This window comes from Nocardia crassostreae (assembly GCF_001613405.1).
Taxonomy (GTDB): Bacteria; Actinomycetota; Actinomycetes; order Mycobacteriales; family Mycobacteriaceae; genus Nocardia; species Nocardia crassostreae.
This window is the reverse complement of sequence record NZ_BDCH01000021.1, coordinates 23,465-39,236: the sequence shown is the minus strand read 5'-3', so window position 1 is coordinate 39,236 and position 15,772 is coordinate 23,465. Positions and strand designations below refer to the sequence as shown.

12 protein-coding genes and 2 pseudogenes are annotated in these 15,772 nt (G+C 68.1%); 8 read left to right on the top strand and 6 right to left on the bottom strand.

What is annotated here, in order from left to right; translation table 11 throughout:
• Positions 1-4 precede the first annotated feature (4 nt).
• Positions 5-901, bottom strand: a complete 897-nt coding sequence (locus NC4_RS23085) for an STAS domain-containing protein (RefSeq protein ID WP_067541814.1) — start codon at positions 899-901, stop codon at positions 5-7.
• A 160-nt stretch (positions 902-1,061) separates the two neighbouring features.
• Positions 1,062-1,538: a MarR family winged helix-turn-helix transcriptional regulator gene (locus NC4_RS23080; RefSeq protein ID WP_084529679.1), complete on the bottom strand. Its 477-nt coding sequence runs from the start codon at positions 1,536-1,538 to the stop codon at positions 1,062-1,064.
• Between the two features lie 225 nt (positions 1,539-1,763).
• Here NC4_RS23080 and NC4_RS23075 point away from each other — a divergent pair, with 225 nt between their 5' ends.
• From NC4_RS23075 to NC4_RS23055, 5 genes and pseudogenes are all read left to right on the top strand, one after another.
• Positions 1,764-3,440 carry a fumarate hydratase gene (locus NC4_RS23075; RefSeq protein WP_067541859.1) on the top strand — a complete coding sequence of 559 codons (1,677 nt, stop codon included), beginning with the start codon at positions 1,764-1,766 and terminating at the stop codon, positions 3,438-3,440.
• 13 nt (positions 3,441-3,453) lie between these two features.
• Complete coding sequence (locus NC4_RS23070) at positions 3,454-4,014, top strand: M15 family metallopeptidase (protein ID WP_439957550.1); 561 nt, start codon at positions 3,454-3,456, stop codon at positions 4,012-4,014.
• Between the two features lie 839 nt (positions 4,015-4,853).
• Positions 4,854-5,275, top strand: a pseudogene (locus NC4_RS39275) (M15 family metallopeptidase).
• 101 nt (positions 5,276-5,376) lie between these two features.
• Positions 5,377-5,706 carry a hypothetical protein gene (locus NC4_RS23060; protein ID WP_067541808.1) on the top strand — a complete coding sequence of 110 codons (330 nt, stop codon included), beginning with the start codon at positions 5,377-5,379 and terminating at the stop codon, positions 5,704-5,706.
• A gap of 200 nt (positions 5,707-5,906) precedes the next feature.
• On the top strand, positions 5,907-8,834 hold the full coding sequence (locus NC4_RS23055) for a tetratricopeptide repeat protein (protein WP_169814857.1): 2,928 nt from the start codon (positions 5,907-5,909) through the stop codon (positions 8,832-8,834).
• Positions 8,835-8,945: 111 nt separating this feature from the next.
• Here the strand turns inward: NC4_RS23055 and NC4_RS44800 are convergent.
• The 3 genes and pseudogenes from NC4_RS44800 to NC4_RS43055 form a co-directional block, all read right to left on the bottom strand.
• Positions 8,946-9,617, bottom strand: a pseudogene (locus NC4_RS44800) (SDR family NAD(P)-dependent oxidoreductase); the annotation flags it as partial.
• Between the two features lie 129 nt (positions 9,618-9,746).
• Positions 9,747-10,466, bottom strand: coding sequence for a hypothetical protein (locus NC4_RS43060; protein ID WP_245721870.1), 720 nt, complete (start codon positions 10,464-10,466; stop codon positions 9,747-9,749).
• Entirely contained in the window at positions 10,463-10,945 is a 483-nt protein-coding gene (locus tag NC4_RS43055; protein ID WP_245721869.1) for a hypothetical protein, read from the bottom strand. Before NC4_RS43055 ends, NC4_RS43060 begins: the two co-directional genes overlap by 4 nt.
• A 486-nt stretch (positions 10,946-11,431) precedes the next feature.
• On the opposite strand from NC4_RS43055, the gene NC4_RS23040 reads away from it, so the two are divergent.
• Genes NC4_RS23040 through NC4_RS23030 form a run of 3 tightly spaced genes read left to right on the top strand, consistent with a single transcriptional unit; the run spans position 11,432 to position 14,300 of the window.
• The gene (locus NC4_RS23040; RefSeq protein ID WP_157555125.1) at positions 11,432-11,644 is read left to right on the top strand and encodes a FeoA family protein; all 213 of its coding nucleotides are present in this window, start codon (positions 11,432-11,434) and stop codon (positions 11,642-11,644) included.
• Positions 11,641-14,028, top strand: a complete 2,388-nt coding sequence (gene feoB / locus NC4_RS23035; protein WP_067541800.1) for a ferrous iron transport protein B — start codon at positions 11,641-11,643, stop codon at positions 14,026-14,028. The genes NC4_RS23040 and feoB overlap by 4 nt, the downstream gene beginning before the upstream one ends.
• Positions 14,025-14,300, top strand: coding sequence for a FeoC-like transcriptional regulator (locus NC4_RS23030; RefSeq protein WP_067541797.1), 276 nt, complete (start codon positions 14,025-14,027; stop codon positions 14,298-14,300). The genes feoB and NC4_RS23030 overlap by 4 nt, the downstream gene beginning before the upstream one ends.
• On the opposite strand, the gene NC4_RS23025 is transcribed toward NC4_RS23030, so the two are convergent.
• Positions 14,272-15,735, bottom strand: a complete 1,464-nt coding sequence (locus tag NC4_RS23025) for an MFS transporter (RefSeq protein ID WP_084529686.1) — start codon at positions 15,733-15,735, stop codon at positions 14,272-14,274. The two genes, NC4_RS23030 and NC4_RS23025, sit on opposite strands and share 29 nt — an antisense overlap.
• Between the last annotated feature and the right edge of the window lie 37 nt (positions 15,736-15,772).

Sequence of the window (15,772 nt, the reverse complement as noted above, 5' to 3'; positions counted from 1 at the left end):
TCGACTACCGTCCGCCGTCGCGATCGGTGACGCGGGACACCTCGTAGCCGAGCAGTCGCTCCGCTTCTTCGATGCCGCCCTGGAGGTCGCCGACCGCGTTCATCTTGGACAGGTCCAGGCCGATGGTCACCAGGGTGAGCGCGATCTCCGAGGACAGACCGGTAATGATGACGCTCGCCCCCATGAGGCCGGAGGCGTCGACCGTCTGCACCAGGTGGTTGGCCACCGTGGAGTCGATGGCGGGCACACCGGTGATATCGATGACGACCACCTTCGCGCGATTGGCGCGAATCGCCCGCAGCAACTGCTCGGTCAACTGGCGCGCGCGTTGCGAGTCCAGTACACCGATGATGGGGAGGATGAGTAGCTGTTCACGCACCTGGAGCACAGGGGTGGACAGCTCTCGAATGGCTTCCTGCTGTTGGCGGATGACGCGCTCGCGCTCCTGCACGAACGACACGCCCACGGTATTGGCAATGCGGTTGGCCGCGGGCTCGTAGGCGTCGAGCACCTGGTTCAGCAGTTCGAAATTCGTCTGATACTTCTCGAACAGCGAGCGCGCCAGCACATCTCGCAGCAGCAGCACGATGCCGAGGACCTCGTCGGTCTCGACGCCTCGGGGAATGATGCGCTCGGACAGGTCGCGGGCGTATGCCTGCAGGGCTTCGACGCTACCGGTCTCGAGCACCTCGACATAGTTGTCGAAGATCGAGGTGGCCTCGGAGAAGATCTCTTCCGGGGTCATGGCGGTCAGCAGCTGGGCATCGGTAATGCGACGGGCCCACTCCTCGCGCAGCTCGGTGCGGTTCTGCCGCAGGTGCTCGACGAGCTGCGGCAGCAGGTTGTCGACGGAACCCGCGGGCAGCGAATCGGCCGAAAGACCGATGGACACGTCGGACATGGAAACTCCTGCCCCTTTCGCTAAGGCCAGGTCGGTTGCAACTACTCGGTCGATTTGCCGACCGTGCGCTCGGTGCCGACCGCCGTCGGAAGCCGGTGCCGAGCCTAGTCTTACCCAGTACCCGATGTCTGCCAAACCAAACGCCGGTAGCTGGCGATTTTCAGGACGGATTGCGGGTCGCCGGTCTTCGGTGATGAGCCAGCAACGTGTCGTAGATATCGGCCAGCGCGGTCAATTGGGTGCGGTCGAGGACGTCCACCATGTGGCGGCGGACACTGTTGACATGGGACGGGGCGGCGCCCTCGAGCACCTGCGCGCCCTTGTCGGTGAGGACGGCGGCCGTGCGGCGGGCGTCATCGGGGATGGATTCGCGAGCGACCAGGCCGCGTTTCTCCATGCGCGTGATCTGATGCGAGAGCCGGCTCTGCGACCACTCCAGCACAGCGGCCAGTTCGGCGAAGCTGCGGCGATGATTCGGGGCGTTGGACAGCCTGGCGAGGACCGTGTACTCCACGTAGGTCAGATTGGACTCGCGCAGCGAATCGCGTCCGACGGCCGCGGCGATGAGGTCGCGGGTGAACACGTATCCCAGCCACGCACGCATCTCGACATCATCGAGCCAACGGGTATCGGTCACGATTCCACTCCCGGGTTCTGATGTCATGCTAAATCCTCCCCGCCGCAGACAAGCGCATCCTGACAGGTAACACCCACCGACTTGAAGGTGCAACCTGTGCCGATTCGCACAACATAACCCAGGAAGGCTTGCCTGGGCGTCAGGGGGCGATCGGGCGCTCGGTAGAGTCTGCGTGCTTGAACCGTTGGCTGAACAGCCCCCAGCCCTGCTCGAGGAGTGCGATTCGTGACCGCGCCTGATTTCCTGTACTCGGATCTGCTGCCGATCGGTGCCGACAACACCCCGTACCGGTTGCTCACCACCGAGGGTGTGAGCACGTTCGAGGCGGGTGGGCGGACGTTCCTGCAGGTGGAGCCCGAGGTACTGAGCATGCTCACCGCCGAGGCCATGCACGACATCAGCCATTACCTGCGGCCCGCGCACCTGGCGCAGCTGCGGAAGATCATCGACGATCCGGAGTCGAGCGGTAACGACCGGTTCGTGGCGCTGGATCTGCTCAAGAACGTGAACATCTCGGCGGGCGGGATCCTGCCCATGTGCCAGGACACCGGCACCGCCATCGTGATGGGCAAGAAGTCCGAGGGCGTGCTCACCGGGGCCGATGACGCGGAATGGATTTCGCGCGGCGTGTACGACGCCTACACCAAGCTGAACCTGCGGTACTCGCAGCTGGCGCCCATCAATATGTGGGACGAGAAGAACACCGGGACCAATCTGCCCGCGCAGATCGAGTTGTACTCCAACCCGGGCGATCCCGCGCATCCGGCGTACAAGTTCCTGTTCATGGCCAAGGGCGGCGGGTCAGCCAACAAGTCGTTCCTGTACCAGGAGACCAAGGCCATCCTGAATCCGGATCGGATGCTGGAGTTCCTGGACGAGAAGATCCGCTCGCTGGGCACGGCGGCCTGCCCGCCGTACCACCTGGCGGTCGTGATCGGCGGCACCAGTGCCGAATTCGCTTTGAAGACAGCGAAGTACGCTTCCGCGCACTACCTGGACAATATGCCGACCGAGGGGTCGATGGCGGCGCACGGGTTCCGGGATCTGGAGCTCGAGGAGCAGGTCTTCAAGCTGACCCAGTCCTTCGGCATCGGCGCGCAGTTCGGCGGCAAGTACTTCTGCCACGATGTGCGCGTCATCCGGCTGCCGCGGCACGGCGCGTCCTGCCCGGTCGCCATCGCGGTGTCCTGCTCGGCGGACCGGCAGGCCCTGGCGAAGATCACACCCGAGGGCGTGTTCCTGGAGCAGCTGGAACGCGAACCGGCGCAGTACCTTCCGGAGCAGACCGACGCCATCCTGGGCGGCGACGTGGTCAAGATCGACCTCAATCGGCCCATGTCCGAGATTCGCGCCGAACTGTCCAAATACGCGGTGAAGACCCGGCTTTCGCTCACCGGCCCCCTGGTCGTGGCGCGCGACATCGCGCACGCCAAGATCAAGGAGCGCCTCGACGCGGGCGAGCCCATGCCGCAGTACATGCGCGATATGGCCGTCTACTACGCGGGCCCCGCCAAGACCCCCGACGGCTACGCCTCCGGCTCCTTCGGCCCCACCACCGCCGGTCGCATGGACTCCTACGTCGACCAGTTCCAGGCCGCGGGCGGCTCCCACGTCATGCTCGCCAAGGGCAACCGCTCCGCCCAGGTCACCAAGGCCTGCAACACCCACGGCGGCTTCTACCTCGGCTCCATCGGCGGCCCCGCCGCGCGACTCGCCCTGGACTGCATCAAATCCGTCGAGGTCCTCGAATACCCTGAGCTCGGCATGGAAGCGGTCTGGAAGATCGAAGTCGAAGACTTCCCCGCCTTCATCGTCGTAGACGACAAGGGCAACGACTTCTTCGCCGAAACCTCGAAGCCGATCGCCCTGCGCGTCCGCGAACGGTCCAATGAACGAGTCTGATTCAGGAGGCGTAGTGAAGCGAGCGGCGGCGGTCGCCGTACTGGCAAGTGCCGGGCTGTTGGGCGGCGCGGCCGCCACCCCGGCCCTGCTCCCCGTGGCGCACGCCGCACCGGAGCTCGTCGCACCCGTCGGCGCGCCCGGCGGTTCCGGCGAGCCGGTCGTCGGGGCCGCCGCCCGGTCCGCCACGCCGATCGCCGAGACCGACGGCCCGAATCCCTCGCTGTCCCTGTCCTATTCGCTCGCCGCCCAGGAGGCCCACGCGGCCGGGGTGCCCATGTGGATCGTCTCCGGCTACCGCACGCCCGCCGAGCAGCAGGCCATGTGGGAGGACGGCATAGCCACCTACGGCAGCCCCGACGAGGCCCGCCGCTGGGTCCTCCCACCCGGCGAATCCACCCACGTCTCCGGCGACGCCATCGACGTCGGCCCCCGGGCGGGCGCACAGTGGCTGGAGGACAACGGCAATCGCTGGGGCCTGTGCCGCACCTACGACAACGAATGGTGGCACTTCGAAATCGCCACCATCCCCGGCCTCCCCTGCCCACCCCGAGTCCCCGACGCCAGCGGCCGCTGACCGCACTCCGACACCGACCGGGAACTGGTGGCGGCATTTCGCGAGAAGCCCCCGCCACCAGTTCCCGGTCGGCGGCGTTTCAGTTGGCGCGTTGTGGCTGAACTCGCCTGCCTGTGTGGTGGAACATGTTGTCGCCCAATGGCTGGGCGACAGCCATGGTGGGTGGGGCCGGTGCTGGGCCGAATCTTTTGCCGCTCGGGGCGGTTCGATCTGGGCGGGGGAGTCATCGATGCCGACCGGGCGGGGTTTAGCTGCGGTTGGGTTGAACTTGGTGGCGCTCAAGTGATTAGCGTGGCGTGGCGGGTGGGCGGGTGTGGTGATTCGGGTATCGATCGGTGCTTTTCGGGCTATCGTTTTGCCTCGATTGCAGGTTCAACCGTTGCCTCGGCTACCCTGGGCGCGGCGCAGGGGAGGTGCACAGCGAAGCCGGACGGGAAAGGGAGTCGATGCGGGGCAACAGCCTGGTCGGGATGCGCGCGGACGCCGAGGGTGTGACGCGCGGGGCGCGGCGTTCCGGCGTTGCCGCCCTGCTGGCGAGTGTGGCGCTCGTGGGCGCTTCCGGCATCGCCGGGCCGGTGGCGCAAGCTGTGCCGGGGGATCCGGTGCCCGCTCTCGTTGTGCCGCCCTTGGTTCTGCGGCAGGCCGTCGCGGTGGACGTCGCGGGCGGGAACCTCGAGGTGGCGGCCGCGCTGCTCGGGCTGCCTCCGGCGGAGGCTGTGTCGCAGGGGATTTCGTTCGTTGTTCCGGCGGGGCGCGGGGGCGCGGTGCCGGTGCTGCCCGCAGAGCTGGCCGCGCGCCATGATCTCGCGCGGGCGTTCTGGGGGCTTCCGGCCGAGCCGGTGGTCGCGGAGGCGACAGTGCCGGTGGCGACCGCGATCTCCGAGGGCACCGAGGGGTTGGATCCGGTGCTGGCGCGGGCATTCGATCTGGCGGCGGCGGAGGCCGGTGCCGAGGGCGTGACGGTGTGGATCACCTCGGGGCATCGGACGTACGGCGAGCAGCAGTGGTTGTGGGAGGACGGGCTCGCGCGGTACGGGAGTCCGGAGGCGGCGCGGCAGTGGGTGCTGCCGCCGGAGGATCCACCCATGTGTCCGGCCGGGCCATCGACGTCGGGCCCCGGGAGGGCGCGCAATGGCTGGAGGAGAACGGGTATCGGTGGGGGCTGTGCCGCACCTACGACAACGAGTGGTGGCATTTCGAGCTCGACACCCAGCCGGGGCTGGCCTGCCCGGCTCGACTACCGGACGCCAGCGCGCGCTGAAGATCGGTGCGGACATTCGATTGTCCGCCTGATAGCCGCTGTGCACAGTTCGTTGTTTCGGCATCCTTAGGTTCGGCACATTTCCAGCTACGGAGGCATGCGTGGGTAGGCAGGCTAGGCAACAGCAGCGCATCGTGCACGGCACCATCAGTCGCCAGCGTCCACCGGTTCGCCCCGCTCAGCGCAAGCGCGCGCCCCGCCCGCTCCGCGACACCACCTTCACCCCCGCCTGGCTCATTCTCGACTTCCCCACCGCCGTTCTCCTCGCCGTCTTCGTAGGCACCGGCTGGCTCGGCTACGCCCAAACCTCGGGCACCCCGGCCCAACCCAGACCGGCGGTGGTCGTCCCCGCCGAACACCCCGCCCCCCGCTGCCCGGAGCGCACGCGCGCCTCTCACGATTGTCGGGGCGCCGCGGCGGTACATAGCTGAAGGCTCGCGCCGTCCCCTCCTCCGATGCGGCGCGAGCGAATCGAGAATGCCTGTGGCGGTGCGGGATCGTCATTTCGCTACGGTGGCGGCCGGACGAAAAACGCTAGCTGACCGGGTAATTCGGGCACGTTGCGGGTTTTCCGGTCCGGAAATCTTTGGCCGGGGGCGAGATGGCGAGCGGCGCAAGAGATCATGAGGGGGTGTTGGACGCTTCGGAGGCAGCGGCGGGGGAATCGCCGAGGTCGATCTTTCCCGCCCGCTTGACGGCCCTGTTCGCGGCCGCGGGCAATCCCACTCTGGAGCGCGTGGTCGCCGCGGCCGAGCGGCGCATGCGCGCCGCGCGAGCGCCCGGGCAGCGCGGGGCATTGACGGTGCAGCGGTTGAGCGACTGGCGGGGCGGGAGGAATCTGCCGTCGCGATTCGAGACGTTCCTGCCGGTGCTGCGCTCGCTCATCGAGCTCTCGCGGACGGCGGACACCCCGGCCGACACCGAACTGGTGGATGTGCGAGCCTGGCGTGAATTGTGGAAAGCCGCACAGCGGCAGGGGCGTTCGCGGGAGCCCGTGGTCAATGCGCTGCGGCGGGATATCGGCACGTTCATCGGTCGTGATACGGAATTGCGGCGGATCCTGGACGCCGCGGCGCCCGGCGGGGTGGTGTCCATCCACACCATCGACGGCATGCCCGGCATCGGCAAGACCGCCCTTGTGACCCGCGCCGCGCACCTGCTGTCCGAGCACTACCCGGATGGGCAGTACTTCGTCGAGCTCGACGCACACACGCCCGGGCGACCCGTGGGCGATCCGCTGGACCTGCTGGGCACCCTCCTGGTCGATGTGGGCGTCGACCCGCGCGTCATACCGGAAACCCTTGCCGCCCGGCGTGATCTGTGGCGCGACCGCCTCGCAGGAAAACGAGTGCTGCTGGTCCTCGACGATGCCCGAGATCACGAGCAGATCGAAGCGCTGCTCCCGGCCGCCGCGGGATGTCTCACCTTGGTCACCAGTCGCCGTCGGCTCATCGCGCTGGACGGCGCGGCGCCGGTGACCCTCGACCCCCTCGCTCCGTCCGCCGCGCGCGAGCTGTTCTGTACGCTCGCACAGCGAAACAGCCTGGGGGACAGTGGGGCCGCGGCCGATATCGTCGGATTGTGCGGCCACCTACCGCTGGCGATCGTGCTGCTCGCGGGTCGCCTGGCACATCACCCGAACTGGACAGTGCGCGAACTGGCCGTCGAATTCGCCTCCGCGCGTGACCGACTTGACGAACTCGACGGCGGGCACCGCGCCGTCCGGGCCGCCTTCACCACCTCCTATCGATTGTTGCCGCCCGCGCGACAGCGGCTGTTCCGCCGCCTCGGCATCCACCTCGGATCCGACTTCGACGCGTATGCCGTTGCCGCACTGGACGACACCACCCTCGCCGAGGCACGCCGCACTCTGGAGGCGCTGTATGTCGAGCACCTGATCGACGAAACGGCGTTCGGCCGCTACCGCATGCACGATCTGGTGCGGGAGTACGCGCAGAGCCTGATGCGCGATGAACCCGGCGACCCCGCCGAATCCCTGGACCGGGTGGTGGACTACTTCCGCTGCACCGCGCTGGCGGCCGCCCGCCCGGACCATCCGGCGCGTGCACTCGGATCCACGCCCCGCCCGGCCCTGTCCGGTTATGGCGCGTCGACCGCCTGGCTGCGCATCGAACGCGCGAATCTCCTGGCCTGCCTGACCCATACCGCGACGGCCGGACAACTGACCCGCGTCATCGATCTGGCGCGGGCGCTGGTGGGCGAGGTGCATCTGCACGGGGCCTGGTCCGTCGAAGTGGCCATTCGCCAGCGCGGCGCTGTCGCCGCCGACAGTATCGGCGCTCGCAGCGCCGAGAACTTCGCGTTCAAGGATCTGGGCCTGGCCGGATTCGTGGCGGATGACTTCCCTACGGTCGCCGAACAGCTCCGCCGCGCACTGCACGACCACACCGGCCACGACGCCGCCCTGACCGCGGCGGGCCTGCGCACGCTGTCCCAGGTCCAGCTGCTCACCGGTGATTTCCACGAGGCCGCAGCGGGTTTGAGTCAGGTCCGGGAGGTCTATCGGGAGGTGGGCGACCAGCCACGGGAGGCGAAGACACTGGGCGATCTGGGCTGGGTACGGCATCTCACCGGCGACTATCCGGCGGCGCTGGACGACCTGGCGGAAGCACTCGTCCTGCATCGCGCGCTCGGCAGCCGATCGGGCGAGGCGGGTGTGCTGACCAGCATCGGCTGGGTGCGTTCACTGCTCGGCGAGCACGGCAGCGCCATCGACGTCACCCGCGAGGCCGCGGAGCTGTTCCACACCGCCGGTCGGAGCCCCGAAGAGGCCTACGCTGTCAGCCTGGTGGCGTGGTACCACCATCTGGACGGCGACTACGAGGGCTGTAGCTCCGGGATCAAGGAATCACTGGCCATCTACGAAGCGGTGGACAACCCGTCGCGGGTGGCGTTCCTGCTGAGCAATCTCGCCTACGTGCAATGCGTCATTGGCGACTATCAGGGCGCGCGGCACTCGGCGCAGCGCGCGCTGACGTTCTATCGGGAGATCGGCAACCGATCCGGGGAAGCGTCCACGCTGAGCACACTGGGCCGCATCCATTGCGGCGCCGCGGAATACGAGCGCGCGAGCGATCTGACCCAGGAATCGTTCGATATCTACGAGGCGGTCGGCAGCCCGGCGGGCAGTGCCGACGCGCTCGGCAACCTGGGCTGGATCCGGTACCTGTCCGGCGACGTCCCGCATGCCGAGGAGCTCCTGCACCGCGCGCTGGCGACCTTCCGGGCCATCGGTCATCGCACCGGAGAAACAGAGACGCTCAACAGAATCGGTGCACTGTACGCCGCCTCGCGGGACTACTCGCGCGCCCTCGAGATCCACGAGGAGGCGCTGCGTCTCGCGCGCCTGATCCACAACCATCTGGAAGAGGGCCGCGCACTCGATGGAGCTGCCCGATGCCGATTCCACCTGGGCGAACAGGAAGCATCGATGACGGCACTCCATGCGGCCGTAACCATCTACCAGCGCCTGGGAGCCGCGGAATTGGCCTCGGCTGAGGCATATCTCGCGGCTGCCGCCGTATCCCCGCAGGGGTAGCTCGATGCTGAATCGAGCGGCGGGTCGAGTTGGCCAGATGTGGAGGGAGCGGCCGCCGTCTACCAGGAGGCGTTGGCCGGTGATGAAACCGGCGTGGTCGGAGGCGAAGAAGCTCACCGCATTGGCTATGTCGGCGGGGGTGCCGAGGTGGCCGATGGGGACGGTGGCGCGGTAGGAGTCGATATCGGAGTCGGGGACCGACCGGTGGCGTTCGACCGGGATGAAGCCGGGGGCAACGGTGTTGACGGTGATGCCGTCGGGGGCCAGTTCGCGGGCCCAGCTTCGGGTGAGGCCGATTTGGGCGTTCTTGGCGGTGCCGTAGGCGGATCGGCCGGGCGGGGTGCGGTCGGCGATCTCGGAGTCGATGTGGATGATGCGGCCGAAGCGGCGTCGGCGCATACCGGGGATTATCGCGTGGCCGAGCAGGATCGGGCTCTTGACGAAGAAGTCGAGTTGGGCGATGTGGTCGGCCCAGGAGACCTCGGACAGGGCGGCTTCGGGCTGTGGGCCGGTGGCATTGAGCACCAGCACATTCACGGGGCCGAGGAGCGTGCCGATCGCGGTGACGAGGTCGGCGACCTGGCGCTCATCGGTGATATCGGCCGAGACGGCTTCGGCCACGCCGCCTTCGGCGCGGATGGTCTCGACGACGGCCGCCGCGTCCTCGCTGTCCCGCAGGCCGTTGACGACCACGGCCGCCCCGTCGGCGGCGAGTCGCCGCGCGATCGCGCTACCCAGGCCGCGTGAACTCCCGGTCACCAAGGCCACGCGCCGATTCGGCATCACCATGATTGCGATCATGCCATCGCGGGATGCGCTGCGCCGCAGCGTAATGGCCGACGATTCGGGCACGGCCGAACGCCGTCATCCGGGCCGGTGCCCGGATGATGGCGTTTGTGCCGTTTGGGGTGATCAGTCGTCCAGCGTGGTGGCTGAATTGCCATTGCGGGCGCGGGCGGCCGAGCGGGCGCGGCGGCGGGCCGCTTGCAGTTCGGCCAGTTCCTGCTCCAGGGTTTCGGCAATGCGGAATTGGCCGGTGTCGTAGACGTTCACCGGGTCGGTGAGGTCCGCGAGCGGCGACTTGTCGTCTTCGGGGGCCTTGCCCTTCTTGGTGGCGGAGGTGCGCTGATCCTTTTCGGCGGTTTTCACCGTGGGCGTGGGGGTTTCACGCTTGGGTTCCGGATCGGGCTCGACCACGGTCGCCTTCTGCTCCGGCTCGGGGGCCTGCTCCGCCTCGATATGAGCGGCGGGCAGGGCGGGCGTGGGAGTGGGGACCGGGGCGGATTGGCCACGGCCGGGCCAGGTTACGACGGTCGGCAGGGTGCGGCGTAGTTGTTCGGCCGGATCGGGCATATCCCGGATCTGGTCGGTGGCACGCACGGTGGCGAGGCCGTAGCGGGCGCTGGCGGCATTGTGGATGAGCAGCGCGACGCCGATCATGACCGGCGCGATGGCGTGCACGGCCACTTCGTACCAATTGCCGGACTGCAGATAGGGATACGTGTTCAGCACGACCGTCAGCGACAGCAGCGCCACCTCGGCGGCCACGACCTGCTTGCGGCTGTCGATCACGCCCCATTCGGCGACCTTGTTGGTGCCGATCATAATGATGACCAGACAGACGCTGATCATGCCTTCGAGCAGGTAGCTGAACCAGAACAGCGGATCGCTCGCCCCGCCGGGGCGATATTGTGCTGGACATTGACTGCGGACCAGAGCATTCCGGCCGCCACCACACCGGCGAGCGCGCGCTGCGACCACGCGCGGTGCTTGTACAGCGACGCCAGTTTGGCGTGCGGGCTGGATTCTCGCCGCTGGGCGGCGATCGCCTTGCGGGCGAGCAGCAGATCTCGAATGTCGGCCTTCTCAATCTCTTCGGTTGTCTGCCGGGCACGGTCGGCCGTGGCGGCCGCTGCCTCGGCTTGCTTCCAGCGCTGCGAGCGGTCCTGCTCGCGAATGCGCTCGGCTAGGTCCCGCTCGGCGTGAAGCTCGTTTTCCGACAACGCTTCCGTGAGCGCGGGATCGAATTGGTAGGCCAGCCGCCCGCGGGCCTTCTCGACCCGCCGCGCCAGCTGGGAGACATCGTCCTCATGCGGATGTTCGATCGTCATCTGGACCCCCGTCCAGGGAGTTTCGATGGCTGACAGGTGATCTCGGGGAACGGCACGGAACATATTCTTAGTCGATCCAGCGCCATCGGCGAAACTGTTGATTTGCCGAAGGTCCAATCCTTACGGCGTGCCGTGCCGCGACACGCGCAATCCGTGGACGATTGGGGCCTTTACGGGGCGGAAGTTTGCTCGACATGCAACCCATCCGAAAGCAGCAAACGCGACGGGCCGGACACGCCTGTGCGCCCGGCTCGCGCGCCGCGGCGGTGGTGTCCTCGCGTTGGTCGGCGCGGCCTAATCACAGCGAACTCACAGGTGGGTTCCCAATTCCGGTCGGAGGGGCTCTGACCTGCGGTGGAGCGAAGGCCGGAAGTCATAATCCAGACATTCTGGACTATTTGCCCGGAGTATGCTCCGAACAGTGTCGAAGAGCTTTGGAAAGGCAAACCTGTCAGAATTCACGTGGGGGATCTGACGGTGACGCTCATGGATGGTGTTCGGGGACAACAGTTTCGGATCGATCGGATCATAGGCGATAAACGCCACCGCAGATGTTTGCTGGAGATGGGCCTGCTACCCGGCACCGCCGTCCAAATAGTCGGCATAGGGGCTTTCGGGGGACGAATCCTACGAATCGACGACGCCCGCGTCGCCCTCGACGCCGGAACCGCGCGCCAGATCGAGGTGAGCGCGGCATGAGCGACTGCTGCGAAACCGGATCCGGCGCCGCCGTCCACCACAACACCGGCACCGTCGCCCTGGTCGGCAACCCCAATGTCGGCAAGTCGACGCTCTTCAATGCGGCGACCGGCGCCCGAGTGCGCGTGGGCAACTGGCCCGGCACCACGGTCGGCGTCGCCGAAGGCGGCTGGCGGCTGGGGGAGCGCGAGGTGAAACTCGTCGACCTGCCCGGCACCTACAGCCTGCTCCCGGCCTCACCCGATGAGACCGTCACCCGCGACGCCCTCCTGCGCGGCGAGTCCCAGCCTGATGTGGTCGTCGCCGTCGCCGATGCGGCCAACCTGGCCCGTAGCCTGTACCTGCTGTCTCAACTCCTCGAAACCGAACGCCCGATCGTGGTCGCCCTCACCATGACCGATGTGGCCGCCGGGCGCGGCACGGATATCGATACCGGGCGCCTCTCGGCCGCGCTCGGGGTTCCTGTCGTGCCGGTCGTGCCCCGCGGCGGCGCGGGCATGGACGCCCTGGCCGAAGCCGTTGCCAGCGCGATGATCTCGCGCGCCGCGCCAGACGCGCCGCGCCTCGGCGCGGACATCGATGCCGCCGTGGCCGAATTGCTTCCGCACCTGCCACCGCACTACCCGTCGCGCTGGCTGGCCCTCGCGGTGCTGTCCGGCGAAGCTCCAGACGCCGTGATTGCCACGGGCGGTGCGGAACTGGAGCAGGCGACCCGCGCGGCACGAAATCGCATCGACACCGCACGCGCGACGGCGACGGACCAAGCGGCTGGCGCGGTGGCGACGGACCAGGCAACCGGCGCGGCAGCGATGGGCGAATTGGCTGGCCGGGCAGCGATGGATGTGGCAACTCACACGGCGGCGAACCAGAGAGCCGGTGCGGCGGTGTCGGACCGAGCGGCCGATGCGGGGGCGACGGAGGAGGTGGCTGTTCCGTCGGCGATGGATGTGGCAGCTTGTGCGGCGGTGACGGACCAGCCGCCTGGTGAGGGGGTGATGGGGCGAGCGGCTGGTGCGGGCGTGGACCGGAGTCTTGTGGCCGACCCGGACGACGATGCCGAAATCGTGCTCGCGGAGCGGCGTTACGCGTGGGCGCACGAGGTGCTCGCGGTGGTCGTTACCCGGAGTCGGAGTGCGGTGACGGTTACCGATCGGGTGGATCGGGTGTTGACTTCGCGGTGGTTGGGGGTGCCGGTGTTCCTTGCGATCATGTGGGCTGTTTTCCAGCTCACGACGACGGTGGCGAAACCGGTGCAGGATTGGCTCGGGGATTTCATCACCGTGACGGTTGCCGGGAAGGCCGGGAATGGCCTTGCGGCGCTGGGGGCTCCGGACCCGCTGGTTGGGTTCGTTCGGGATGGGTTGATCAATGGGGTGGGGCAGTTGCTGAGTTTCGTGCCCTTGATGTTGATCATGTTCGTGCTGTTGGCGCTGCTCGAGGACTCCGGCTATATGGCGCGTGCGGCCTTCGTGGCCGATCGGCTCATGCGAACCATGGGGCTGCCCGGACGGGCGTTCCTGCCGCTCATTGTCGGGTTCGGCTGCAATGTGCCCGCCATTTCCGGCACCCGCGTGCTGGGCGACTCGCGGCATCGGCTGTTGACCGCGCTGCTCATCCCGTTCACCAGTTGCAATGCGCGGCTTGTGGTTTACGTGCTGGTGGCGGGCGTGTTCTTCGGGAGCAATGCGGGCACGGTGGTGTTCGCCATGTACGTCGCCTCGATCGTGCTGGTGGTGCTCATCGGACTGCTGCTGCGCGGCACGCTGTTTCGGGATATGGCGGGTGAGCCGCTGGTGCTGGATCTGCCGCCGTACCGCCGCCCCAGCCTGCGGGTGATGGGCATGCACACCTGGCAGAAGATGCGCGGGTTCCTGAAGACGGCCAGCGGCATCATCGTGGCAACGGTGACCGCGGTCTGGCTGCTGTCCTCGATTCCGGCGGGTAGTGGATCCTTCGGTGCGGTCCCGGCCTCGGATTCCCTGTTCGGCGCGGTGTCCTCGGCGGTGGCGCCGGTCTTTGCGCCCGCCGGATTCGACGATTGGCATGCCTCGGCCGCGCTCGTCAGCGGGTTCGTCGCCAAGGAGGCGGTGGTCTCCACCATCGCGCAGTCCTACAGCATGGACGATCCCGGCGACGGCGCCGCACCGCAGCCCCTCGCCGATTCCCTGCGCGCGACCTTCGACCACGCCTCGGGCGGCCATCCGATTCCGGCCGTGCTGGCCTTCCTCATGTTCCTGCTCGCCTACACGCCGTGCATGACGACCCTGGCGGTCATGCGGCTGGAGATCGGAACCCGCTGGACATTGTTCAGCGTCGCACTGCAATTGAGCGTGGCGTGGGTGCTGGCCGTCGCCGTGTTCCAGATCGGGCGGATGTTCTGGTGAGCGCGCTACGGGAGGTCCTCGCCCAGATCACCGCGGCGCGCGGCGGCGTCAGCCTGGACGAGGTGGCGCGGCGAATCGGGGTGTCCCGCACCGAGGTCGACGCCATGGTCGACTACTGGGTGCGCAAGGGCAGGCTGTCGGCCGAGCCGGTCACCTCGGGCTGTCCGTCCGACGGCTGCGGCGGCTGCCCCTCTGACGGGGCCTGCGCCACCCCGGCGAAACCCGGTCCGGTGCTGGTGGCCATTACCTCGCGTCCACCGCGGGCGCGGTGACGGCGGCGCGCGGCCGGGTATCGCCGATCATGGTGCGCACCACGATGAGCGCCAGCACCGCGAACCCGGTCATGACGATCCAGCTCGATGTCGCCGGAGCGCGGAAGGCAGCCGCGGAATCGAGCGCACCGGGCGTCCCGGCCATGATGGAGCCGATCACCGCCACACCCAGCGCCTGACCGAACTGCCGGGATGTGGTGGCCACACTGGACGCCACCCCCGCGCGGGAACGCGGCAGACCCGAGATGGCGGTATCGGTGATCGGGGTGTTCATCATGCCGATACCCGCGCCGAGGCAGGCGTACCCGGCCAGCCGCACGGTCGAATTGTCGCTTTCGAAGGTGAGGGTCAGCGTCAGCGCGGCCAGCGCGGTGACGACCGCGCCCAGGGTGAGGGTGAAGCGGGCGCCGCGCAGGGCCGTCAGCCGTCCCGACAGCGGTCCCGTCACCGCGATGGCCGCCGCCATGGGCAGTAGCTCCAGTCCGGCATGCAGCGGGTCGAGTCCGCGAATGTCCTGGAGATAGTAGGTATTCAGGAACAGGAACCCGCCCATGGCCACATACGCGCTGATCGCCACCAGCACCGCGCCGGTGAACGGCGGCGACCGGAAATCGCGTACCTCGATCAGCGGCTGGTCGCGGCGCGGCTCGTACACCAGCAGACCGGCCAGGCACGCCAGGCAGCCGAGGAAACAGCCGAGCGTCACCGCGGAGAGCCAACCCCGGTGCGGGCCTTCGATGATCGCGAAAATGAGCAGGCCGAGGAATCCGGTGGCCAGGAGCTGACCGACCGGGTCCAGCCGACGCGGGACGCGGGCCCGTGCGGTGGGAATGAAACGCAGTGTGGCCGCGAAGGCGAGCACCGCGATCGGCACATTGATCCAGAAGATGCCCTGCCAGCCGACGGTGTCGACCAGGAACCCGCCCACCACCGGTCCGGCCGCCGTGCTGATTCCCGTTGTGCCGCTCCAGAATCCGAGAGCCCGCGCCCGCTGCCCCGGCCCGGTGAAGACCGCGGAGATAATGGCGATGGCCGACGGATTGAGCATCGATCCGCCGATCGCCTGGAAGACGCGGAACCCGACCAGCCAGCCGAAGGACGGCGCGAGACTGCACAGCAGGGATCCGCAGGCGAAGATCACCAGCCCGATGAGAAAGACCCGGCGCTTGCCGATCCGGTCGCCGAGCGCGCCCATGAACAGCATGAGGCTGGCCAGCACCACGGTGTAGGCGTCGACGGTCCACTGGGTGCCCGAGATGGAGGTGTTCAGCTCGTGGCCGATGGACGGCAGGGCGACATTGAGGGCGGTGCTGTCCAGCTGCGCCATGAGAACGGCGGTGCAGCAGGTAGCCAGCACGATCCGCTTACGGGCGGGGGACAGGTCGGGACCGCCGGAGACCACCGCGGTCCCGTCGCTTCGCGCCGGATCGGCCATGTCCATTCCTCGCGTCCCCGATCGTCTCGAACTCTCG